This window comes from Ginsengibacter hankyongi (assembly GCF_008710285.1).
In the GTDB taxonomy this organism is placed as follows: Bacteria; Bacteroidota; Bacteroidia; order Chitinophagales; family Chitinophagaceae; genus Ginsengibacter; species Ginsengibacter hankyongi.
In genome coordinates this window covers 1149060-1173383 of the sequence record NZ_VYQF01000001.1, presented here as the reverse complement: position 1 = coordinate 1173383, position 24324 = coordinate 1149060, and the positions used below count along the sequence as shown (strand labels likewise).

Below are 24324 nucleotides of genomic sequence, written 5' to 3'. Positions count from 1 at the left end.
AATATAAAAAATAAATGTACCTGTGATGTAATTAGCCAACTGACATTATTTTCCTTTTCCTAATAAAATTATTCTTATGGTATGAATTATTATTTTAAAATCGAGTGCCAGTGAAATATTTTCAATGTAAATAATATCGTACTTCATTCTTTCAATCATTTCTTCTATGTTTTCTGCATAGCCAAACTTTACCATTCCCCAACTTGTTAAACCAGGCTTCACTTTCAATAGTAATTTATATTCAGGATGTTTATCTGCAATGCAATCAATGTAATATTTCCTTTCCGGCCTGGGCCCAACCAAACTCATTTCACCCTTTAAAATATTACAGAATTGCGGGAGTTCGTCCAGCCTCCACCTGCGCATTATTTTCCCCCAGCTGGTAATTCTTTCATCATGCCTGCTACTGAGCATAGGCCCGTTTTTTTCTGCATTCGTTATCATAGAACGAAACTTGTAGATGGTAAACGGCCGGCCTTTATAGCCAATTCGCTCTTGTAGGAAAAAAATATCTCCTTTAGAAGATAACTTCGTTCTAACGGCAGCGTATAATATCAATGGTGAAAAAACGATAAGGCCAAAAACAGAAACCAATACATCGATTAGCCGTTTAATATTTTGCTGCCATACATCCATCAATCCTAAATGAATTTCAATTAATGGCGTGCCCATAACATTCGTAGTCCTTACAGCTCCGCTTAAAATATCCAGTTTATCCGGAACCATTTTTACATTTACTTCTTTCTCATTCAGCAGTTGTAAAATTTTCTCCAGGTTTACTTTCTCATTATTTTCAAGGGCAATAATTACTTCCTTTATATTATAGTCCTCTATAATTTTATGAGTAGTTTTCAATGATCCAAGCAATGGTGTATGAGCTTCTAACGCGGGGGAAATATTATTATCGAGAGCTACAAATCCACGAATTTGATAGCCCGTTTTTTCTGTGTTATCAATAACAGATTTATAAAGCTGCAATGCATTTTCATTGCTGCCAACAATAAGTGTATTGAACCATACCTGTTGCCTTTGTAATTGGCCATGGGCTTTGGATAGTAAAATTGATCTTAATAAATATGTTGTAAAAAACTGGATGGAAAGAACTATAAAAAACCCTTTGTAAAAAAGAGTGTTATCTATTTGTTTTTCATATAAAATAAAAAGAATAAGAAGAATTACACATCCTGTAAGAGTATTTACAAAAGTGTTTACCATTTCATTTATTCTTGATTTGTAATAGATATTCTTGTAAGCCCCGGATAAATGATAAAGCATAACCCACCCGCTTGCATAAAGGCCAAGCTCCAGAAAATATTTATAACTGAACCCAAAAGAACCGGCATAAAATTTTATGAAGAGGTAATAGATAATTATCCAGCAAACGGAAGCGGCAATAAAGTCGCCTAATGCATAATAAATTATCGGAAGTGGCTTCGCCAATTTTCTTTGGATTATTTAATTAAGCTGGTTGCGGTTTATCTTTTCAAGAATAAGATGCGCTACTTCCATAGCACGATAACCATCAATGTCGCTTACAACTACTTGTTTATTTTTTAAAATAGCGTCTACAAAACTTTGTAGTTCCATCTTAATAGCATTGTTTTCTTTTATGATGGGCGCTGCTATCGCAATTGTTTTTTTGCCGGTGTTGGTTTCTATATCAAAAGTGAAAACGTTTTTATCGGAAGGCGTTTTGTATTTTATAACTTCTGTCTTTTTATCAAGAAAATCGATGCTTATGTAAGAGTCTTTTTGAAAGAGGCGCATCTTTCTCATTTTTTTCATGCTTATTCTTGATGAAGTAAGATTGGCCACACATCCATTATCAAATTCAATGCGCACGTTTGCAATGTCGGGTGTATCGCTTAACACATTTACGCCATTAGCATAAACATTTTTTACGCTGCTTTTTACAATACTTAAAATAATATCAATATCATGAATCATTAAATCGAGTATCACACTTACATCCGTGCCTCGTGGATTGAACTGAGACAAACGATGTACCTCAATAAACATCGGATTAAGGTCATATTCTTTAAGCGCAAGAAACGCGGGATTATATCTTTCAACATGTCCCACCTGCAATTTTATATTAGCTTCTTTAGTAAGCTTTACTATTTCTTTTGCTTCAGCTATTGTATTGGTGAGTGGCTTTTCTACAAATACATGCCTGCTTTTTAAGATGGCCATTTTGCAAAGCTCATGGTGCATAGTTGTTGGAGCAACAATATCTGCAATGTCGCAAACGTCAATTAATGCGGCAGGTGTCTTAAATCTTTTTAAGCCGTATTGTTCCTTAACGGCTGAAGCATTTTCATCAGACGGATCATAGAACCCCACAACCTTTACAGTATCTATTTCCTTCCAGTTATTAAGATGAAATTTACCCAAATGTCCTACACCAAAAACACCAACTTTTAGCATAATGCACAATTTAATTGCGATAAAGGTAACAACTGAGAAATAATCGGAATAATAAAACTAAATTTTTACTTATCAATAATTGTAGTCTTCAAAAAGATTGCAGTTAGCGACAATATCAGGATGCATTTTTTAAAAATATTGAATGCGAAATATAATCTTGATTGGGACTGTAGAGGAAAAGACAACTACCATCTTTTATCTCATTAATAATAGGCTTGTAAACTTGCTTTGGTATTGCAGGGCAACCGAGGCTGCGGCCAATATATCCTTTACTTTCTATATATCTTTCGTTTACATAATCGGCACAATGCATTACGATGGCTCTTTTGTAGGCATTATCATTTATCCCTTTTTCTTCGCCTTCAAGATGTAGTGAATATCCGTGTTCACCATCATAGGTGTTTCCGGTAACATAGAAGCCAAGACTGCTTTTATTACTCCTTGGATTATTTGAAAATTGCTCTGCAAACTCAGCGCCGGAATTTCGGCCGTGTGCCACATAAGTATTGTATAAAACTTTATAGTTTTTAAGGTCAATAACAAATAATCTTTTTTTAGCCGAAGAAAGGCTGAAGTCAACAATTGAAATAATAGAATCATTATTTAGTTTACCCATAGCAAGAAGCGACTTAAAGCCCCTGATGGCATAATCAAACGCCTGCTTGCTCAGGCCCATTGTGTTTAATTGCAAACTATCATAAGCACTTACCTTGTTCGAGTTGGGTACTTCGCCATCATGCGTACTATAAGTCACCTTAGAAGCACCTATTGATACAGGAGACGTTAAATTTTTATGAGGTATTGTTTTTGCGAATACAAATGGTAAATGAATTAGAAAAATAAAAAATGAGGAAATGAAAACAGAGAATTTCTTTAATGACTTACTCATCAGTACTATTTATAATAATTTAAAAATCGATTTTTGAAAATGATGAACTAAAAATAGTTCACAGTTTTTCATATTATCAGTTAGCTAAAGGATAATGCTTTTAAAAAATTGGATTTTGTTTTTATAAGCGACTGTAAAAATACTACACAATGCTTATCTATCCTAATTCTTACAATAATTAATGGCCGTTTAGAACTCTATTTATAACTTTTTTAACACCGTATAAGTTGTATTAGGATATCTGTTATAACTTAATTTTTTCTTTTTTATTGCGTTAATCATCATCATTTAATACTGAACTTTTTTCTGCTCTTATATTTGTAAAAATATTTCTGATTACAAATAAGCCTTCCATATTAAGCAGCCCTGTAGAATATTTAAAAGGAGTGGGCCCGCTGAGAGCTGATCTTTTGAAAAAAGAAGCAGCCATTTTTACATTTAATGATTTGCTGGAATATTTTCCTTTTCGGCATATAGACAAAACGCAAATAACGAATGTTAATAGAATCACAACTGAAACTGAATATGTGCAGGTTGTTGGAAAAATTACTTCACTGGAAATTATTGGGGAAAAAAGAGGAAGGCGCCTTGTGGCAAGTCTACACGATGGAACCGGTGAACTTGAATTGGTTTGGTTCCAGGGCATCAACTGGCTCGAAAAATCTTTACACGTTGGACGCAGGTACAGGGTTTTTGGCAAGGCCGGATTTTTTATGAATACTCCGCAAATTTCTCACCCCGAGATGGAGGAAGTTACAGAAGGCGTCGTTGAAAAAAATTTATTTCTGGAGCCGGTCTATCCGGGTACTGAGAAATTAAAGGCAAGGAATCTTGGGGGCAGGCAGATAGCAAAACTAACGTACACGCTCCTGCAAATGCTTAGTGAAAAAGATGTTTCGGAAAACCTTCCCACATCTGTTCTGTCAACGTACCATTTAATTGGCCGGTACCAGGCTTTTAGGCAAATACATTTTCCCGTAAATAAGCAGGAGTATCTTGATGCATTAAAACGTTTGAAATTTGAAGAATTGTTTATTTCTCAACTTCGTCTAGGCTTCATCCGTTATAAAAGACATTCATTTTCCAAAGGGTTGGTGTTTAATAAGGTAGGTGACTGTTTTAATGAGTTTTACAATAATAACCTTCCTTTCGAGTTAACCGGGGCTCAAAAGCGGGTGCTTAAAGAAATAAGAAAGGATATGGGCAGCGGAAAGCAGATGAATCGCCTTTTACAGGGCGATGTAGGGAGCGGTAAAACAATAGTGGCTCTCATGAGTATGCTCATCGCGGCTGATAACGGATATCAAAGTTGTTTCATGGCGCCCACCGAAATTCTTGCCCGCCAACATTACGAAAGTTTGAGTTCACTTCTCCGGAATATTCCTGTGACGGTGCGAATACTCACTGGTTCTTCATCAGCAAAAGAAAAAAAAGAAATACTGCAGGCAACTGCCAATGGCGAAATAACGATATTAACAGGAACTCATGCGCTTATTGAAGATAATGTGTTATTCCGGAGTTTAGGTCTTGCCATTGTCGATGAGCAACATAGGTTTGGGGTAGCACAACGGGCAAAACTTTGGAAAAAGAACGAAATAAGTCCACATGTATTGGTAATGACAGCAACTCCTATTCCTCGTACACTTGCATTAACTGCCTATGGAGATCTTGATTATAGTATAATGGATGAATTGCCTCCGGGAAGAAAACCGGTAACGACTGTTCACAGGATGGAATATGCAAGACCACAGGTGATGGATTTTATTAAAAGCGAAATAAAGCTGGGAAGGCAGGCATACATTATTTATCCGTTGATTGAAGAATCAGCAAAGCTCGATTTTGAAAATTTAATGAAAGGCTATGAAGAAGTGAAGGCATTTTTTCCTGAGCCCGGGTTTTACATAAGTATGGTGCATGGCCGCCAGAAATCGGTTCAGAAGCAGGCGAACATGGAACGGTTTATAAAAGGTGATACTCAAATAATGGTTTCCACAACAGTAATTGAAGTAGGCGTGAACGTGCCTAACGCAAGCGTGATGCTGATAGAAAGTGCGGAAAAATTTGGGCTTCCACAATTGCACCAGTTAAGGGGTAGAGTAGGGCGTGGAAGTGAAAAAAGTTATTGTATTTTACTTACAAAAGTGAGGCTTTCCGCCGATGCCAAAGAGCGCCTGAAAATTATGTGCTCCACCAACAATGGATTCAAAATTGCTGAAAAAGATCTTGAAATTCGTGGGCCGGGAGACATTGAGGGAACAAGGCAAAGTGGCATTCTCAATTTTAAGCTTGCCAATATTATTGAAGACAAAAAAATGCTTGAAGCGGCCCGGTATTCGGCGCAAAAAATTATTGATGAAGATCCCAATCTTTCTATGGCCGGTAATGAATGTTTAAAAAATTTTTTGTTGCTTTACAAAGGGAAAACTGTGTGGAGTAAAATTTCCTGAACATTCCGTAAACCCGTATTGTTAATTGCATATTAAATAATAAATGAAAGCTTTTTTTTAAAACTTCTATTGCGTTTGTTTCGTAAATTTAGTTTTTAATATTTCCAATTCATTCCTGATTTCCTTGATAAACTTTATTATACCTTTTCAGTCATAAATCAAATATTTGCCTTGAGAATATTTAAGTTTCCTCAAATCTTTATTATAGCTATAATAACAACTTTTGCTGTTGGTCAAAATGCATTTTCTCAAATCGAATTTATCGAGAATAAGGGCCAATGGAACAGCCAGGTAAAATTTATGAGCCATGCTGGCAGCGGTGAATTTTATTTACAACAAAATGGATATACTGTTGCCCAAAATAATCCGGACGATGTTTTGAACTTAAAAGAAAGGAGGCACAAGGAGGCTATGGGATCTACCATAAAACAGGGGGAAGGAACTAAGATTCGTTCTTACGCTTACAATGTTCAGTTTTTAAATTCAAAAAATGCTGAAATAATCCCTGATAAACCGATACCATCAGTTAACAATTATTTTATAGGAAATGATAAAAGCAAATGGGCTTCCAATTGCAGAATTTACCAGGGTATAACTTATAAGAATGTTTATCGGGGTATTGATGTTCGCTATTATTCAGATGCAGCAAGCAATTTAAAATACGATTTTATTATACATCCCGGTGCTGATATTAATAACATAGCGATGAAGTATACCGGCGCAAATAAAATCTCTGTAAAAAATAAACAACTCGTAGTATCCACTTCACTTGGCGATAATAAAGAACTCTCGCCATATACTTACCAGGTTGTTGATAACAGCAGGCAGGAATTGGATTGCAGGTATGTAGTAGATAAGGATATTGTGAAGTTTAAAGTGAAAAATTATGATCCGTCTAAAATTCTTATAATCGATCCTACGGAAATATTTTTTAGTTATTCTGGAAGTACTGCTGATAACTGGGGATTTACTGCAACCTACGGACCTGATGGAAGTTTTTATGGAGGCGGAATTGCTTTTGATAAAGGGTTTCCAGCTTCAACAGGGGCTTATGATAACACGTTTAATGGCGACTTTGATATTGCCATTATTAAACTTAGCCCGAATGGGAAAAATAGAATTTATGCAACTTATATAGGTGGTGGCGATGCAGACCAGCCCCATAGCCTCATAGTTGATCCGCAGGGAAATTTAGTTATTGCTGGAAGATCGAAGTCATCGGATTATCCTACAACTACGGGTGTTTATGGCCCTGGGGGGGGATGGGATATTGTTGTTACCAAATTAAATGCAGCAGGCAATGCGCTAATTGGATCAATGAGAATTGGAGGACAGGGAGATGATGGCGTAAATATTAAAGATGAAACAGGTAATAGCGGAGGTTCATCCTTAAAACGAAATTATGGCGATGATGCCCGCAGTGAAGTGCTGCTGGATGGGGCTAATAACATATATTTAGCATCCTGTACCCAATCAACAAAACCAAATACTCCAACAAACTGGTTTAAAACCACCGCCGGTGCATTTCAAACTCAACCTGGTGCTAATTACAAGCAGGATGGTGTTGTTTTAAAACTTAATCCCGATTGTAATAATGTTCTCTTCAGCACTTTTTTAGGAGGAGACCAGGACGATGCGGCATATGTGTTAGTTCTTGACCCTGCCAATAACATATATGTGGCGGGCGGAACGGCAAGCGCTGATCTGCCCGGTGTTTCATCTTCCGGAGTAATAAGCTCCGCGAATGCAGGTGGCGTTTGCGATGGTTTTGTTGTTGAGCTTAATAACTCGGGAACTGCTGCTTTGCGAGGGACTTATTTAGGAACTACCGGCGCTGACCAGGTTTACGGAATTGAAACGGATAAATTCGGCAATATTTATGTTACAGGCACCACCACTGGTTCCTGGCCAATAGTAAAACCTGTTGGCTCGGCTACTTTCTTTTCAAATGCCAATGCAAAGCAATTTATTTCCAAATTAAAACCGGATTTAAGCAACTACATTTATTCCACTGTATTTGGGTCCACCGGTCCACCAAATTTGCCAAATATTTCTCCTACTGCATTCCTCGTTGACCGTTGCGAAAACGTATATGTATCAGGATGGGGAGGTAAATCAAATACCGGCTTTGGAGAAGGAAATACCCGGGGAATGCCAACGACCCCTGACGCCATAAAACCGCAAACAGATGCATCAGGCAGCGACTTTTATTTCTTTGTGTTGAAAAAAGATGCGGCCTCCCAGTTGTATGGTACTTTCTTCGGACAGGAAGACCCGCCGGAAGGTGTAAATAACCCGTTAACCTTTGGTGACCATGTTGATGGTGGTACCAGCAGGTTTGACAGGAATGGCGTTATTTATGAAGCGTTGTGCGCTAATTGCTTTCGCACTGTTTCTTTCAATGGCTCATTTGGCGTTTGGTCCAGCAGAAACCTTGCAACTGCGGGAGGAGAATGTAATCTGGGTATGCTTAAGATTGAAATGAATTTTGCAGGTGTTCAGGCTGGAGTACGGGCATCAATAGACGGCGTTGCTAATGATACAACCGGGTGTGTGCCGCTAAAGGTAGATTTTACTGATACCTTAAAGAAAGGCAAACTTTATTATTGGAATTTTGGAGATGGTTCGGGAGACACAACAACTGCTCCCGATAATTCGCATGTTTATAATGCAACTGGAAATTACCTCGTAAGGCTTATTGCCGTAGATAGCACTACCTGTAATATTTTTGATACCGCCTATACGCACATTAAAGCGGGAGATAATAAATTGCTTTTAGATTTTATCCCAAACAAACTGCCGCCTTGCACTAACCTGAGTTACAGTTTTACGAATACTTCTATACCTACCAGGGGTGCGTTTAACCCCAATACTTTCACCTGGGATTTTGGCGATAATACTCCGCCGGTAACTGCAAGTAAAACACCACCGGTAGTGCATACTTACGCAGGCCCCGGAACGTATATAGTTAAACTTTCAATTAATGATTCAACTTTTTGTAACTCCCCTGCAGACACGGTAAAAACAGTACGGCTTTCCCCGCAGGTGCAGGCTTTGTTTCAAACACCAGCTCGTGGATGTGTGCCTTATACCGCGGCTTTTACTAATAATTCGCTCGGCGGTCTTTCATTTATATGGGATTTTGGGGATGGTAGTGCTCCTTCCACAGCAGATAATCCATCTCACCTGTATGATAGAGTTGGGACTTATGTAGTTAAATTAAAAGCATTCGACTCAACATCATGTAATAAAGTGGATTCCGCCAGCTTTACAATAACAGTGAGCCCGATACCGGTGGCTTCCTTTACTTATAGTCCAAACCCGCCTTTGGAAAATACTTATACAAACTTTACAAATGAATCAACTGGCGCTACAAAATATATCTGGAATTTTGGAGATGGAGATACTTCGGCGCAGGTTAATCCGACTCATATTTTCCCTGAAACTGCTACTTATAAAGTGTGCCTGAATGCAGCTAATGACGCAGGTTGCAGCGACGATACCTGTATTGATGTTCGCTCGTTGATAAGACCACTGGTGGATGTGCCTTCGGCATTTACGCCGGGTAGGTTTGGTATCAATGGAAGAATAAGTGTTGCAGGATTTGGCATTGCTGCAATGCACTGGATTATTTATAATAGGTGGGGGCAAAAAGTTTTTGAAAGTAATAATATAAAAAGTTCGTGGGATGGAACATTTAAAGGTAAAATTCAGCCCTTGGACGTTTATGCCTATACGTTAGATGTGACTTTTTCGGATGGAACGAAGTATAGAAAAACCGGGGATATTACTTTATTAAGATAATATTACTTTTTATGAAGAATTCCTTTAAAATATTAATTGTTATATCTCTTAGCTGCATTGTATATGACGGAACAGTTGCGCAGGATCTCCATTTTTCACAATTCTTCAATAATCCCTTACTTACTAACCCGGCAAATACTGGTTTTATACCCGATGCAGATTACCGTTTAGGCGCATCCTACAGAAATCAATATTCCAATATTATGGCACAGCCATATAAAACCATGAGTATTTTTGGTGATGCCCAGGTTTTTAGAAATAAAATTGAAACAGGATGGCTTGGGTTAGGCGGAGTAATTTTGAGAGATGTTGCGGGTACAGGAAGCCTCACATCCACAAAGGTATATGCATCCATTGCCTACCATCAGGAGCTTGGGCTTAGTAGCTTACTCACTGCCGGCTTTAATGTGGGCTGGGCAAATAAGCGAATCGATCAAAGTAAGCTTACTTATCCCGACCAGTTTGATGGAAAATTTTTTGATGGAACTCAACCGACTTCTGTTGTGCTGGCAAATAATAATATTAATTACTTCGATTTGCAGGTGGGCATGAACTATGCTTATTTCCCTACAGAAGATATTTATATCAATGCCGGTTATTCAATTCACCATGTTAATCAGCCCAAAGAAACGTTCTTTGAAGACAATGGTGACAATCAAATTTCAATGCGGCATATTGCGTTCCTCAATGGATTGTTTAAAGTAGCCGATCAGGTAATTATTAATCCAAATATATATTATACCACTCAGGCTAAAGCACGTGAATTGGTTTTCGGGATGAATGCTGCATATAATTTATCGGAACATGGCGAAAAACAAATTATTGGTGGATTATATTACCGTTATGGAGATGCAGTTATTCCCATGGTAGGTCTTGAAGTAAATAATATCCGGTTCACTTTTAGTTACGATGTTACTGCTTCTTCTCTAAAAAATTTCAATCACTCATTTGGCGCAAGTGAATTTAATTTACTTAAAAAAGGTTTTTATAACGAATTCAATGGTGATAGAAAGCAGGCGTTGTGCCCCGTCTTCTGATTTTATATTTCTTTTTTTTATAAAAATGTTTACATCCTGTTTCTGCTAATGGTTACCAACAATTCAAAGTTGTTTTTAAAACAATAATCTACGCTTATAAAATATGATGTTATTTTGTAAAGCTTAAATATTTTCAAAGTGTATTTAAGATGTTTCTATCTTATAATGTTTTAATTAATAAAATCTTTTATGGGTAAAAAAATTGCCATCATCGGAGGTGGAAATTTAGGATCAGCAATAGCTGAGGGATTATTAAAAAGTAAATTCTGCAAAGCATCTGAAGTAACGATTACGAAAAGGAAGGTGCTAACGTTACAAAAATTAAAAGATAAAGGTGTGAAAATTACCACCGACAATGCCGAAGCAGTTAGTAATAGCGACCTCGTAATACTTGCTGTAAAGCCTTACCAGGTAAGTGATGTATTAAATAGTTTCAAAAAAGAATTAACAGCAAAACACATTTTGGTTTCAGTAGTTACCGGTGTACTCATTACAGAGATTGGTGAAATTGTAAACATCAAAATTCCCATTTTTAGGGCAATGCCTAATACGGCAATTGCCATCCAGGAAAGTATGACTTGCCTCAGTTTTACAAATGCTGCTCCTGCGCAAATCAATTATGTAAAAAATTTATTTTCAACACTGGGCAAAGTTGCAATGATCGACGAAAAATTAATGGAAGCGGCAACTGTATTAGGCGCCTGCGGAACGGCTTATGCCATGCGTTACATCAGGGCAAATATACAGGGCGGCATCGAAATTGGTTTTGACGCCGCCACTGCAAGTCTTATTGCAGCACAAACTGTAAAAGGAGCTGCTGAATTATTATTACAAAAGGGCTCACACCCGGAAGAAGAAATAGATAAAGTTACTACTCCTAAAGGCTGCACCATTGCAGGTTTAAATGAAATGGAACACCAGGGTTTTAGCTCATCATTGATTAAAGGAATCGCGGTTAGTTATAATAAAATTGCAAAAGACTAATTGAGGTTTTAAATCATTTTTAAATATAAACGAAACCATCTCTTTTAATACCCATTCCGAAGATAGTGGTGGCTGTATTTTTTGATTTGTTTTCTTCTTTTATTTTCTGCAATTCTTTCTGTAATTGTTCCCTGTTTTTATCTGTCTCTATTTTCACTTTATTCATTTCTTCTTTTAATTTTTTCATATCCACATCTTTAAATTTTTGCATAGACTCACGAAATTCTTTACTGTTTAATTGCTTCTTTAGTTGTTCCATGCTTTTCTCAATGTCCTTCTTCATTTTATTATAGTCTATTTTTTTCATGGAACTATCAATGTTTTTATTAACGCTGTTCCAGTCAATACTCTTTAAAGAAGCATCTATTTCTTTCTGCATTTTTTCAAAATCAATTTTCTTTAAAGACTGCTGAACTTCCAATTGTATTTTTTGCATGTCTACTTGTTTCAACGCCTGCTGTACTTCATTCATTATTTTGGTAAAATCAATTGATGCTATTGCCTTATTGGCTTCTTCTAATGCTTTTTGAACATCAACATTTATGTTCAATTGTGTGCCGGGAATTGTATCGTTTAAAAGAACTGCCTTGTTATTATTTTCTGAACCATAAGGGTTGCGAAATGACATAGCTGTAAAAATTATTGCAACAATTAGTAATGTTCCAATAAAGGGAAATGCTGATTGAATAATAGTTTTCATGATTTTAATTTTTAATTACGAACAATCTCGTACTCAAATATACGATTGATTTCGTATTTTGTTACAATTTGTAAATCTTTTTTTAAAATTTCTATAAAAAAATACTTGGGTGGTTGTGGGTAATGTTTTATAGCGAAATTTATATAATTGAAAATAAGGCGTTTAAATTTATAAATTTTATTATAGAAACAATTTCAAGGTCGTAATATTTGGTATGGCCAATTGTAGGTTAAATAAAAAATTATGAAAAAAATTATTGTGGTTCTTTTCGTAGCACTTTCGTTTCATGCGTTTGCACAACAAGATGAAGAAAGAAAAGACGAAACAAAAGGTGGCTTTAAAAAAGAAAAATTATTTACCGGTGGAAGTGCTACCGCGGGCTTTTCAAGTTATTCGACTATTTTAGGAATAACTCCTCAGTTCGGCTATAGTTTAACCAATTGGGCTGATGCAGGCATCACCTTTAATCTTAATTACACTTCGCAAAGAGATTATCAGGATTATGGAGATAAACTCAGGCAAACGGTATATGGACCCGGCGCTTTTGTAAGATTGTTTCCTGTAAATTTTTTATTTGCCTCAGCCCAATATGAATATAACATGATTCATTTAAAGTACATTCCTGCAACTAACGGTAGCTATTTACCGGCAAAAAATAATGTAAGCGCCAGCAGTCTTTTATTAGGTGCAGGTTATGCCGGCGGAAGATATAGAGGTAGTAATACTTATTACTTCCTCTCTGTTTCATGGGATGTGTTGGGCGACAAAAATTCACCATATATTGATGGGCTTGGAAGAAGCAATCCAATCATTCGTGCCGGTTACAATATTGGATTGTTCGAGGGTAGAAGAAGATAGATGGCGAATTGGTTAATAAGCAAGCTTTTTAATTGACTTGCAATTTGCAGATCGATGCATCATCTTATTAATGTAACGCTTCCTTTTTGAAAGATAATTTTGCCCTGGTAATCCAAGCCTTCAACTATCCACACGAAAACATCGGTATCCTGCGGTTTCCCTTTAAAGGTTCCATCCCATCCTTTGTTCTGAATAGAAGTTGAAAATATTAATTGGCCACCCCGGTTATATACTTTAAAATATTTCAGAGATTTCATGCCAATAGGAATTGGCCTGAAAACGTCGTTTACTCCGTCGCCGTTAGGAGTAAACGCATTTGGTACATATAATCCCGGGTCTACTTTATAAACTGTTACATTAATTGTGTCAGTGCCCGTGCAACCTGCTGCACTTTGCACCTTTAAAACATATTGCTGGCTTTCTGATAGTAAGGCGACCGGGTTGGCAATACCGGGGTTATTTAAACCCGTTGAAGGACTCCAGGTAAAAGTTTCTGCACCGGTACCATTTAGCTGCAGTGGCTGGTTCACGACAATATTTGTATCCCTTGGGCCCGCATCTGCTACAATTTTTTCAACCAAAACAAGAACACTATCAAATGAAGACTTGGGACACCCTAACACATCTGTTACCGCCACAATATATCTTATGGATTGGGAAGGAGTGGCCACCGGATCAGCAACATTTGGATTACTTAAAAATGTGGATGGAGACCATAGGTAAGAAGTGCCACCTGAAGCATGTAATTGAATACTTGCAGGAAAACAAATCGTGGTATCTACGCCCGCATTTGCATTGGGATATGGCACAACACGTATGAACACATCATCCGCTGCATTACATTTGCCTATGCTAGCCACCACATGAAAAGTAGTGTTTATTGATGGTGCTGCCGTTGGATTTTTTACTGTATTGTTGTTTAATGATACAGCGGGAGTCCATACATAATGCAATCCGTCACTCACGGGATTTAATCTTATTGAATCCGTTTGGCAAATAGTAGAATCGTTGCCCGCATTTAAAGTTACATTGTCAATAACATTTACCACAACAGATTTGGTAGCAAAACATCCTGCCGTTTCAGTTAAGGTTGCCGAATAAGTCGTAGTTGTTTTGGGGCTTACTAACGGGTTAAAACTATTCTCATTATTTATATTATAATTGGGAGTCCAAACAATACTGCCCGTACCGGTAGCAGTTAGTTGCAACGTATCTATTGAGCATATTAATGTATCATTGGTGACATCAAACGCGGGCTTATCTATTATCGCGATTGTGTCAGCGATGGTTTTAATACATCCCTTACTGTTCGAAACAGTTAATTGCACGGGATAATTACCTGTGGCGGAATAAGTGTAAGCCGGATTTTTTATTATAGATGTATCATTAGTCGCAGCAGGGTTGCCAAAATTCCAGCGCCATGCACTTACTGCCCCGTATCTTGACTTGGTAGTATCGTTAAACTGAATAGCAGTATTAACGCATCGGCCGGTCGACGTAAACCCCGGAAAAAACCCGGGATATACTGATCGTATTTGTGTAGCAGAATCCGAACACTGCTGGCCCCGGTTGATCACTAACTTATAAACATAAGCCCCCGTATCGCTATATACGTGTGTTGGAGTTTTAAGGGTTGATGTATCGGAAACTCCACTTGCCGGGTCTCCAAACTCCCAATAAAATGTTTGGTTTTGAGAAGAATTATTATCATTTGAAAAATCCACAGAAAATCCATCGCAACTTACTGGTTTGGGGTCCAGTTCAACTCCTGCAAAATCACAATTGGTAACGTTAACAATGAAATCTTTTCTATGCTCACTTACAAAAACTCCGTTTCTATAAGATCTAGCGGCAACGCATACCACATATTCTCCAACACCAGGTGCAATGCCGCTAATAATACCAGTTTGAGGATCGATGACGGCTTTGTCACCTAAAGGATCCTGGGAAGTGTAGCCATTAATATAGTTCACTGAACCATAAGCAGGGGCCGCAGGGTTTACATTTCTTGAATCTGTGATTGCACCACTGTTATAAGCCGGAGCAAAAGCATACACCAAAGAATCTCCATCTTTATCAGAAGCATTATACTGCAATGTAAAATGCTTTTTCTGGCAGATCGCATCTATACTGGTGGCAAACTGCGGAGAGCTATCATGTACCGGGGGAATAGAACAACTATAGGTTGAACCGGTTCCACCGCCTGAACCTGAATCATTAAATACATTTTCCAAAGGATGTACGCGGCAACAGGTTTGATAAGCTCCCGCATATCCTTTTACATTATCCGGCAAAGTAACTTGCAGTGTATAAATTGCAACATCATACTGAAGTACCGGTGGGTTGGAAATGCAGGGAGGAAATGGATTAACCGGCACAAGACTTTCGCTGGCTTTCACTACATCAAAATAGTTATGTCCGCTTCCAGGATCAATAATTTCAGAACCATTGTCATTATTATAGATGCCTATCCAAACATCAGCAGGCATTTGCGCACAATTTGTACAATTCTCGTCTCGGAATAATTTTAGGGTGATAGTATATTTACTGGTATTGGGAGCTGAACCCTGGCCCACATACTCATAAGTCATTTCGCCACCTACAATATGCGAAGCCATGCATGGAAATACCATGAAAAAAATTATGCATATGAGTAGGATTTTTTTCATTTAAAACTGACGTAATTTATGATATTAAATTACACAAAAAAGTCTCACCGTCTTAATTAAAGCAATTTTAGTAAATCTACGCGATGCCGGATACTATAACTGCTTCAAAGACCCGAGTAAAAAAGTATTGGCAGCTTTTCTTTCTTCCCACATGCCCATGTGTCCTGAATTGCGGAATAATTTAATGTATGCAATAGCAGGCAAATAACATTGTTCCATGGAGGCTTTGAGGGGAACGGAATTATCATTTTTACCAATAAGAAAAAGAACAGGCTTTTTAAATGACTGTAAAACGTGGGTACGATCAGGCCTCTTCATCATCGCTCTATAATATTGAATAAGCGCTTCAGAGGAAAAGTATTTAGAACTGGCGACCAGGTTTTCGATAAGCTCCGGTGAATTCTTTTTTGTTTTTTCTGAAAATAAATTAGGAGTGGTGGTTCTTAAAAATGAGGCTGCCCCGTTGTTGGTAATGAATTCTATACCTTTTTTTCTTATTTCTTTTTTTGCATCATCATCTGCATAAGCAGTTGAATGGAAAAGACCCAATGCATTTAAGCATCCGGGATATTTGTCAGCGAAGGCAAGCGCAACGTATCCGCCCATGCTATGCCCGATTAATGTAAACTGGTTTTCGTTTGTACTAACCAATTCCGCATCAGCAATCGCTTTTACCACTTCAGCACAATCCTCAATAGATATCTCTCCATCCGGCATTTCGGATGCACCGCTGCCGGGAAGATCAGGAACAATTACAAAAAATTTTTCTTTTAATTTTTTAAACTGGTATTTCCATATATTGCCATCTTCAGCAAAACCATGCAATAGCATTACCGGTTTTCCATTGCCTGCAGTGTTATAAAATATTTTTTTATTCTGAAAAATTATATGCTTCATGAATAACTTTTTCCTCTCGAAATATATAAAATACTTCTAAAGATTAAAATAGCGATCACCGGTATTAAAGACGGATTTAAATGTTGGGATAAAAAAAACCAACAGCCAAAAAGCACCAGGTTGAATATTGCATAGATCATGAAATATTTTGTGCCGGGCCTTTTTTTAGAATGAATATAAAATGCTGCTATAATATTTGTGGGCCATGCCCAAAGCAAATTAAAATTGTCCTTACACATGAGATGGTCGGTGCCAAACCACATAAAAATTAATAATATTCCAAGCAGGCCGGTAATAAAGAACATAAAGCCATCGAATGCTATCAATACTCTTTTTATAAATGTATTTTTAGAAAAACTCAGCAAAACAATCAATACAAAAATGCATGAGAATATAAAAAGCGGGTGGATGAAATAATTTACGGTAACGGGCGGAATATTTAATTCAAGTATGGGTTGCTTTTGCTTAACCAATGGCCTGGAATCGATTGTGGTACTATCAAAAGTTTCGAGAAGATAATCTGGTAAAAACATTACCTCACGTGGTTTCATTACTGCATCGGTGGGCTTTCCCAATAAAATATCAATACCCAGCTTGCTCCATTGTTTATCATTTTTATCGAGATATTTATAGATAAGATCGCGAAAAGTTTTTTTCGTATGCAGCACATTCTTGAAATGAAGAGAAGTATCCGCAGATTTTTCGATAAGATCCCGCAGCCTTGTTGTGCAGTTGTCAAATGTGAAATCGTATTTGTAAGTTCTGTTAGCAGGAAGCATATTGGCCTGGAGCAGCAATACCACATTATATTTTTCAGCACAGGTTAAATTCAAAACCTGTTCAGTTATATCTCTTTTTTCCTCGCGGTACTCTTCTATAAAAGATTCAAAGTCATCAGTAGATAAATAGAAGGAAAGCTTGCCTCGAATAAATTTTGTATAAAACCCGGGCTCATCAAAATTGAAAGTGCCGTAATTATATACTATATCATTATGACTAACGCTGTCGGTTACCCGAACGGCACTGTGTCCGAATGTGGAATATAATTCTTCTCCGGGTGCGCATGTTAAAATGCTTATGCGCAAATGGCACGAATCGTCCTGCGAAAAGGTGTTTGAAGAAAAGAAAAGTGAAAGAACAATAAGGACTAACGCAATTCTAAATTTGATAATTGTCATTAAATTTTGTTATAGGACTTAGATATAATTGACGTGTTGAACTCCTTCTCCGCGACAGCTGAAGAGGCCTACCGGCTATAATTTGGAGCTTCCCTGGTTATTTCAATATCGTGAGCATGACTTTCTCTCATGCCTGCATTGGTAATTTTTATAAATGTTGCTTTTTGAAGAGAACCAATATCCTTCGCGCCACAATAACCCATGCCTGCACGAAGGCCCCCGGTAAACTGGTGAACCACTTCACTTAAGAAACCTTTATATGCAACCCGGCCTTCAATGCCTTCAGGAACAAATTTTTTAGCCTGCTCATCTCCATTTTGAAAATACCGGTCGCTGCTGCCTTGTGCCATGGCACCCAAAGAACCCATGCCCCTGTATTGTTTAAATTTTCTTCCTTCATAAATAATTGTTTCGCCCGGGCTTTCTTCGGTTCCGGCAAAAACACCGCCCATCATTACACAATCTGCGCCTGCTGCAATGGCTTTTACCATATCACCTGTATACCTGATTCCGCCATCAGCTATTATGCCGGTTTCCTTATTTTTTAAAGCAGCAGAAACTTCCATTAAAGCAGTTATTTGGGGTACACCTGCTCCCGCTACTATACGTGTTGTGCAAATTGAACCTGGTCCTATACCCACTTTAACGGCATCTGCTCCCGCTTCGGCTAATGCTTTTGCCCCGTTGCCGGTTGCGATATTGCCGGCAATGACTTCAATATTTTTAAAATCTTTCTTTATTTTTTTCAGGGCATCTATAACTCCCTTAGTATGACCGTGTGCACTATCGAGGCATATAACGTCTACGCCTACCTGCTGTAAGGCATACACTCTGTCGCCTATATCTTTTGTAATTCCCACACCAGCTCCCACCAGTAACCTGCCGAAAGAATCTTTAGTAGCGTGCGGATGATTATGCACCTGCAAAATATCCCTGTAGGTGATAAGCCCTTTTAAAATTCCTGCCTTGTTTACGACGGGAAGTTTTTCAATTTTATACTTCCTTAAAATGGATTGCGCTTTTTTCAGATCAGTTCCTTCTGGTGCTATGATAAGATTTTCTTTGGTCATTAATTCGCTCACCTTGCGACTGAAATTATCTTCAAATCTTAAGTCGCGGTTAGTTAATATTCCCACCAGTTTTCCTGTATTATCAACAATAGGAATACCACCTATTTTATTTTCTTTCATGAGTTTTAGTGCGTCAGCAATAGTTGCGTCTATGCTCAGCGTAATTGGATCTAAAATTAAACCACTCTCACTTCGTTTCACTTTTCTCACCTGCGCAGCCTGGTTTTCGATGCTCATGTTTTTATGCAAAATACCTAATCCCCCTTCGCGGGCGAGCGCTATTGCAAGTGATGCTTCTGTAACAGTATCCATCGCGGCACTAAGCATCGGAATATTTAAAGAGAGTGTTTTTGTAAGATGTGTTTTAGTAATAACATCCCGCGGTAATACATCGCTGTAAGCAGGCATAAGCAGCACATCATCGAATGTTAGTCCTTCACCGAAAAATTTTTTGGAAGCAGCCGAAGCGTTATTTATTGTAGCCATGTGCAAAGATAAGGAAACACCCCTAACCCCTAAAGGGGAACAAAAAAATATTTTTATCCAAAGTTTTTAAAACCCTTTTTATGGATTCAGGGGGTTATTTTATAAATTTTTCCAGGCAGTGAAATAACAACTCCCTGCATTTCCAGCATTAGCAATGCAGCAGCAACAGCACTACTCGAAAGTTTACTCTTTAGGAAAAGCTCGTCAATATGAATTTGTTCCTGTTGATTTAAAATATTTACCACCGTCTTTTCATCCGGGGTAAGCTCAATAAATAGCTCTCTTTGTTTCTTCACAGAAATTTCTTTTTTCTTTTTCCAACCCATATTCTCGAGAATATCATTACCACAGGTAATTAAAGCGGCTTTATTATTTTTAATCAGGAAATTGCAGCCTTCGCTTTTACTGTCATTGATTCTTCCGGGAAAAGCGAATACATCTTTATTATAACCGTTACCTAATTCTGCAGTTATAAGTGAGCCACCTTTAACACCGGTTTCAACAACAATGATTGCATCGCTTATTCCTGCCACAATCCTGTTCCTGGAGGGAAAATTCTGGCGGTCGGGTTTAGTAAAACTTCTAAACTCAGTAAGTAACCCACCATTAGAAATCATTTGTTTTGCAAGACCGGAATTTTGAGAAGGATAAATTCTATCGAGCCCATGTGCGAGCACACCAATTGTTTTCAGGTTATTTTTAATTGATGCCTTATGTGCAATGCTGTCTATTCCAAATGCGAGACCGCTAATAACCATTACCTCTTCGCCTGCAAGATCTTCAATGAGTTTTTCACAAATTGTTTTGCCGTATTCGTTATTATTTCTTGTACCAACAACGGCAATAATTTTTGGGGAATTCAGATCTGCATTTCCTTTAAAATATAACATGGCGGGACTATCGTAGCAATTCAATAATCGTTTAGGATAATTTTTATCTGTAATGAAGAGGGGAGTAATTTTATATTTTTTTATGAAATCAATTTCCCGCTCAGCCTTTGAAAAGTCATTGAATGCCTTGATAGAATTCGCCCGTACTGTTCCGATACCTTCCAGAATTTCCAGGTTTTTTTTCCTGGCTGAAAAAATAGCTTCCGCATTACCGAAGTGATTGATTAGCGCCTTAGCGTGTATATCACCAATGTTGGGTACGAGCGTAAGCGCTATTTGATATTTAAGTTCTGCTGACAAATAAATAGATATGTCAACAATAATAAAAAAAATTATTCAACTGAAACAATACTCAATTCTGTTCGCCTGTTCAAAGCCCGTCCTTCTTCGGTTTTATTATCTGCCACAGGATTTGTTTCTCCCAATCCGCGGAAACTTAATCTTGCACTATTTACGCCTTTGCCTAAAAGATAATTTACAACTGCTACGGCACGGCCTTTTGAAAGTGAAAGATTATCCGAAGGTTTACCAACATTATCGGTATACCCGCTGATGACAATTTTTATTTTTGGATTTTCATTCATCAGCCGTACAACATTATCCAGCTCCGTAATTGATTCTGGTTTTAACTCTGTTCTTTTTGTATCGAAAAAAACATTTTTTAAAATGATGCTTGCGTTTGCTTCAATTGGCTGCAGCGGAATATCGGCCAGGAATGTAGAATCAGGCGCCGTTGAACTTATATTATAATTTTCAGAATAAAATAAATAGCCCTTACGTTGAACGTTAAACGCATAATCTTTTCCTACAGGTAACGTTACCAAATAATTTCCATCTTCATCAGTTTGTAACTTACTTATTAATTGTCGAGTATTTATATCCGTTAGTTCAACTGAAGATGGCAAACCTTGTTTTGTTTTTTTATCATAAACCTGGCCCTTAACCCATAATGTTTTAAGCGGGCGAATGTCCTGACGCAATTGAAAAGTATAAATATCAAGGCCGCCTTTCGTATCGCTGCGGTCGCTGGAATAATAAGCGGTTTTACCATCAGATGCAACAACTAAAGAGCCTTCATCGTCAATAGTATTAACCGGGTAGCCTAAGTTCTCCGGCTTACTCCATTTTCCATTGGGCAATTTTCTTGTAACAAAGATGTCGGGCTTTTCGCTGTAGCATTCGTGCCCGTTGGAGTTAAAATACAAAGTCTGGTTGTCTGCATGAATAAAAGGAGTGCTTTCATCTCCTGCCGTATTTATATCCGGACCAAGATTGAGCGGCTCTCCCCATTTTCCATTTTCATCGCGATGGCAGACCCAGATATCTTTGCCACCAAAACCTCCGGGAACATTACTGCTGAAATAAAGATCTCTTTTATCAGGAGAAAGCGATGGGGTTGATTCCCAAAATTCTGAATTTACATTAGGCCCAAGGTTTTGAGGTTCGCTCCATCCGGTTTTGGTTAAATAAGAAATATACAGGTCGCAACTGCCAAGGCCTTCAGGAAAATTGCAACCGGTAAAAATTAACCATTTGCCGTCCTGCGAAATATTTTGCGCTCCTTCGTTGAACGTTGTGGAATTGATATTTCCCGGTAATGGATAAGCTTTTCCCCACACGCCTTTATCGTTTAAATCGCTTTCATAAAAATCCTCATTGCCGTTAATTCTTTCAGTAAAAATGAGCTTCTTTCCATCAATGGTAAGGGAAGGAAAATATTCGAGGTTAGTGGTATTAATGCTGTCACCCAGATTCTTTGGGTTAAACACATAATTTTTTCCGGGATGCGTGTTAGCATAATCAATAGCAAACTGGTATGTTCCCTTCCTGAATTCACCTGCTTTCCGGCTTCTGTCATTAATAGTTGTATCTAAAAGAAATTTATTCACTGCATTCAGCGCATCATTAAAACGACCCGTGCCCGCTAATGAGATGGAATAAGGAAGCAGGTAATTGTAAGTATAAACTGAGTCTAATGAAAATGCTTTTTCAAACTGATTTACAGATTCGGTATAGTTTTTCATGTTTGCGTTTATGCCTGCCAGTGAGAGGTAAGCATCAACGAATTTCGGTTCAATCTTTATTGCTTCATTAATCATTTTTATGGCCGTAGGATAATCATCATTTTGGGCTTTATTTAAAGCTAATGAGTAAATAGTATTGGCGTTATGATCAACTTTTTCAGGGTCATACCATTGGGCACTCACAACGCACGAAGTGAAGAGTAGGATAAACGATATAATTATGATATACGAAGTACTTTGTTTGAAGCACGATGTGATTGAAAATTTATTTATCAAAATCCTTTTTTTATTATTCAGCATTAATAAAATTAATAAGAATTCTATTGGAATTATGTAATATCCTGTTAACAAAATATAAGCGTGATGTCTTTTCCAACATCGTACATCTTACATCCCACATCGTACGTTGTTATCAAGGTACATTGATGTATTTATGAATTTGCAATGAAAGTTCCCACTTGGGATTTTCTTTGATGTAATCAATAATTAAAGGAGTTACAATTGCGGCTTTATCCCATTCAGGCTGAAGATAAAGTTTGCAACCGGGAGATACCAAACCCGCATATTTTGCCGCCCAGGCAAAATCAGATTTATTAAATATGATAATCTTCAACTCATTTGCCTTCTTTAAAATAGCGGGTAACGGGGGCTTAAACTTTTTTGGCGAAAGGCAGATCCAATCCCATGTGCCACTAAGCGGGTGTGAACCGGATGTTTCAATATTCGTTAAAAACCCTTCGCGGTGCAATAATTTTGTAAGATTATTCAGTTGGTACATGGTTGGTTCGCCACCTGTAATTACCGCTAATCTGCCGGCATTTTTTTTTGCGTCTTTTACAATTTGTTCAATGCTTTGTTCAGGATATAAATTTTTATCCCAGCTTTCCTTCACATCGCACCAAACACAACCCACATCACAGCCTGCAAGCCTTATGAAATAAGCGGCTTTTCCCTGGTGAAAGCCTTCGCCTTGTAAGGTATAAAAGGATTCCATTACAGGAAGAGAAGTTGTTGTATCTAAAATTTTATCAGTAATCATTTAAATATTTAATTAAACAAAGAGCGGTTAAACAATTAATGCTTTTGTTTACAGGCGTTATAAGTATTCATCAGCAATGCCGCAATAGTCATTAGCCCAACACCGCCCGGCACCGGTGAAATATAACTGCATTTAGGCGCTACGTTTTCAAAATCTACATCTCCCGTTAACGCATACCCGCTTTTTTTTGTTTCATCTTTTATGCGGTTAATTCCAACATCTATAACCACCGCATCTTCTTTTACCATATCCGCTGTTACAAATTTTGGCTTTCCAATAGCTGCAATAACTATATCGGCCTGCAGGCATATTTCTTTCAGATTTTTTGTTCGTGAATGGCAAAGGGTAACGGTTGAATTGCCATATGCAGTATTCCTGCTTAATAAAATACTTATAGGAGTACCTACAATATTGCTTCTTCCAATAACCACAACGTATCTACCTGTAGTTTCAATTTTATAATGTTGAAGCAATAGAATAATTCCGTAAGGAGTTGCTGAAATAAATGTGGGTAGCTCCAACACCATTTTACCTACGTTAATCGGGTGAAAGCCATCCACATCTTTTTCGGATGAAATTGTATTGATAACTTTTTCTTCAGAAATACTTTTTGGTAATGGAAGCTGCACCAAAATTCCGTCTATATCATCATTATCGTTTAATTCCCGGATGCTGTGTAGAAGATCTTGTTCCGGGATAGAATCATCGAATCGTAATAATGTAGAAGTAATACCAACCTCATTGCAGCTTTTTACTTTGGATGCTACATAAGTTTCACTTGCCGGATTATTACCAATAAGAATAGCGGCAAGGTGCGGTATCTTTTTCCCGGAAATTTTTAATTCTGAGATTTTATTTTTCAGCATCTCTTTAATAGCAATTGCTGCCAGTTTTCCATCTAATATTTGCATGGCGCAAAATTAAC

At 37.6% G+C, this 24324-nt stretch carries 17 protein-coding genes; 5 read left to right on the top strand and 12 right to left on the bottom strand.

Annotated elements, in window-relative coordinates; genetic code table 11:
* Positions 1–45: 45 nt before the first annotated feature.
* From FW778_RS04865 to FW778_RS04855, 3 genes are all read right to left on the bottom strand, one after another.
* Positions 46–1440 (bottom strand): sugar transferase, encoded by a 1395-nt coding sequence (locus FW778_RS04865; protein WP_202552074.1) that lies wholly within the window; start codon positions 1438–1440, stop codon positions 46–48.
* Positions 1441–1455: 15 nt separating this feature from the next.
* On the bottom strand, positions 1456–2427 hold the full coding sequence (locus tag FW778_RS04860; RefSeq protein WP_150413486.1) for a Gfo/Idh/MocA family protein: 972 nt from the start codon (positions 2425–2427) through the stop codon (positions 1456–1458).
* A 115-nt stretch (positions 2428–2542) separates the two neighbouring features.
* Positions 2543–3316 carry a murein L,D-transpeptidase catalytic domain family protein gene (locus FW778_RS04855; protein WP_150413485.1) on the bottom strand — a complete coding sequence of 258 codons (774 nt, stop codon included), beginning with the start codon at positions 3314–3316 and terminating at the stop codon, positions 2543–2545.
* Positions 3317–3630: 314 nt separating this feature from the next.
* On the opposite strand from FW778_RS04855, the gene recG reads away from it, so the two are divergent.
* The 4 genes from recG to proC all read left to right on the top strand — a co-directional run bounded on the left by recG (position 3631) and on the right by proC (position 11588).
* Entirely contained in the window at positions 3631–5763 is a 2133-nt protein-coding gene (gene recG, locus FW778_RS04850) for an ATP-dependent DNA helicase RecG (protein ID WP_317132376.1), read from the top strand.
* Positions 5764–5934: 171 nt separating this feature from the next.
* The gene (locus FW778_RS04845; protein WP_235906023.1) at positions 5935–9567 is read left to right on the top strand and encodes a DUF7948 domain-containing protein; all 3633 of its coding nucleotides are present in this window, start codon (positions 5935–5937) and stop codon (positions 9565–9567) included.
* A gap of 11 nt (positions 9568–9578) precedes the next feature.
* Entirely contained in the window at positions 9579–10604 is a 1026-nt protein-coding gene (locus FW778_RS04840) for a PorP/SprF family type IX secretion system membrane protein (RefSeq protein WP_150413483.1), read from the top strand.
* Positions 10605–10793: 189 nt separating this feature from the next.
* The gene (gene proC, locus FW778_RS04835) at positions 10794–11588 is read left to right on the top strand and encodes a pyrroline-5-carboxylate reductase (protein WP_150413482.1); all 795 of its coding nucleotides are present in this window, start codon (positions 10794–10796) and stop codon (positions 11586–11588) included.
* 19 nt (positions 11589–11607) lie between these two features.
* Here proC and FW778_RS04830 read toward each other — a convergent pair whose 3' ends face one another.
* Complete coding sequence (locus tag FW778_RS04830; RefSeq protein ID WP_150413481.1) at positions 11608–12288, bottom strand: valine--tRNA ligase; 681 nt, start codon at positions 12286–12288, stop codon at positions 11608–11610.
* A 243-nt stretch (positions 12289–12531) separates the two neighbouring features.
* On the opposite strand from FW778_RS04830, the gene FW778_RS04825 reads away from it, so the two are divergent.
* Entirely contained in the window at positions 12532–13146 is a 615-nt protein-coding gene (locus FW778_RS04825; protein WP_150413480.1) for a hypothetical protein, read from the top strand.
* 59 nt (positions 13147–13205) lie between these two features.
* Here FW778_RS04825 and FW778_RS04820 read toward each other — a convergent pair whose 3' ends face one another.
* From FW778_RS04820 to FW778_RS04785, 8 genes are all read right to left on the bottom strand, one after another.
* The gene (locus FW778_RS04820; protein ID WP_150413479.1) at positions 13206–15815 is read right to left on the bottom strand and encodes a PKD domain-containing protein; all 2610 of its coding nucleotides are present in this window, start codon (positions 15813–15815) and stop codon (positions 13206–13208) included.
* A gap of 93 nt (positions 15816–15908) precedes the next feature.
* Positions 15909–16712 carry an alpha/beta fold hydrolase gene (locus FW778_RS04815; protein ID WP_150413477.1) on the bottom strand — a complete coding sequence of 268 codons (804 nt, stop codon included), beginning with the start codon at positions 16710–16712 and terminating at the stop codon, positions 15909–15911.
* Entirely contained in the window at positions 16709–17890 is a 1182-nt protein-coding gene (locus FW778_RS04810; protein ID WP_150413476.1) for an Lnb N-terminal periplasmic domain-containing protein, read from the bottom strand. The genes FW778_RS04815 and FW778_RS04810 overlap by 4 nt, the downstream gene beginning before the upstream one ends.
* Positions 17891–17958: 68 nt before the next feature.
* Positions 17959–19446 (bottom strand): IMP dehydrogenase, encoded by a 1488-nt coding sequence (gene guaB, locus FW778_RS04805; protein WP_150413474.1) that lies wholly within the window; start codon positions 19444–19446, stop codon positions 17959–17961.
* 86 nt (positions 19447–19532) lie between these two features.
* Positions 19533–20636: a DNA-processing protein DprA gene (gene dprA, locus FW778_RS04800; protein ID WP_150413472.1), complete on the bottom strand. Its 1104-nt coding sequence runs from the start codon at positions 20634–20636 to the stop codon at positions 19533–19535.
* 32 nt (positions 20637–20668) lie between these two features.
* Positions 20669–22636, bottom strand: a complete 1968-nt coding sequence (locus FW778_RS04795) for an OmpA family protein (RefSeq protein WP_235906022.1) — start codon at positions 22634–22636, stop codon at positions 20669–20671.
* 136 nt (positions 22637–22772) lie between these two features.
* A complete protein-coding gene (locus tag FW778_RS04790; RefSeq protein ID WP_235906021.1) occupies positions 22773–23399 on the bottom strand; it encodes a 7-carboxy-7-deazaguanine synthase QueE in 627 nt (208 codons plus the stop codon).
* Positions 23400–23434: 35 nt separating this feature from the next.
* Positions 23435–24310 carry a bifunctional 5,10-methylenetetrahydrofolate dehydrogenase/5,10-methenyltetrahydrofolate cyclohydrolase gene (locus FW778_RS04785; protein ID WP_150413468.1) on the bottom strand — a complete coding sequence of 292 codons (876 nt, stop codon included), beginning with the start codon at positions 24308–24310 and terminating at the stop codon, positions 23435–23437.
* Positions 24311–24324 lie beyond the last annotated feature (14 nt).

Coding starts and splice junctions, on each gene's coding strand:
- FW778_RS04855 (WP_150413485.1), bottom strand. CDS start 3,316: ATGAGTAAGTCATTAAAGAAATTCTCTGTTTTCATTTCCTCATTTTTT.
- proC (WP_150413482.1), top strand. CDS start 10,794: ATGGGTAAAAAAATTGCCATCATCGGAGGTGGAAATTTAGGATCAGCA.
- FW778_RS04810 (WP_150413476.1), bottom strand. CDS start 17,890: ATGACAATTATCAAATTTAGAATTGCGTTAGTCCTTATTGTTCTTTCA.
- FW778_RS04840 (WP_150413483.1), top strand. CDS start 9,579: ATGAAGAATTCCTTTAAAATATTAATTGTTATATCTCTTAGCTGCATT.
- FW778_RS04860 (WP_150413486.1), bottom strand. CDS start 2,427: ATGCTAAAAGTTGGTGTTTTTGGTGTAGGACATTTGGGTAAATTTCAT.
- FW778_RS04825 (WP_150413480.1), top strand. CDS start 12,532: ATGAAAAAAATTATTGTGGTTCTTTTCGTAGCACTTTCGTTTCATGCG.
- FW778_RS04820 (WP_150413479.1), bottom strand. CDS start 15,815: ATGAAAAAAATCCTACTCATATGCATAATTTTTTTCATGGTATTTCCA.
- FW778_RS04790 (WP_235906021.1), bottom strand. CDS start 23,399: ATGATTACTGATAAAATTTTAGATACAACAACTTCTCTTCCTGTAATG.
- FW778_RS04830 (WP_150413481.1), bottom strand. CDS start 12,288: ATGAAAACTATTATTCAATCAGCATTTCCCTTTATTGGAACATTACTA.
- guaB (WP_150413474.1), bottom strand. CDS start 19,446: ATGGCTACAATAAATAACGCTTCGGCTGCTTCCAAAAAATTTTTCGGT.
- FW778_RS04815 (WP_150413477.1), bottom strand. CDS start 16,712: ATGAAGCATATAATTTTTCAGAATAAAAAAATATTTTATAACACTGCA.
- FW778_RS04785 (WP_150413468.1), bottom strand. CDS start 24,310: ATGCAAATATTAGATGGAAAACTGGCAGCAATTGCTATTAAAGAGATG.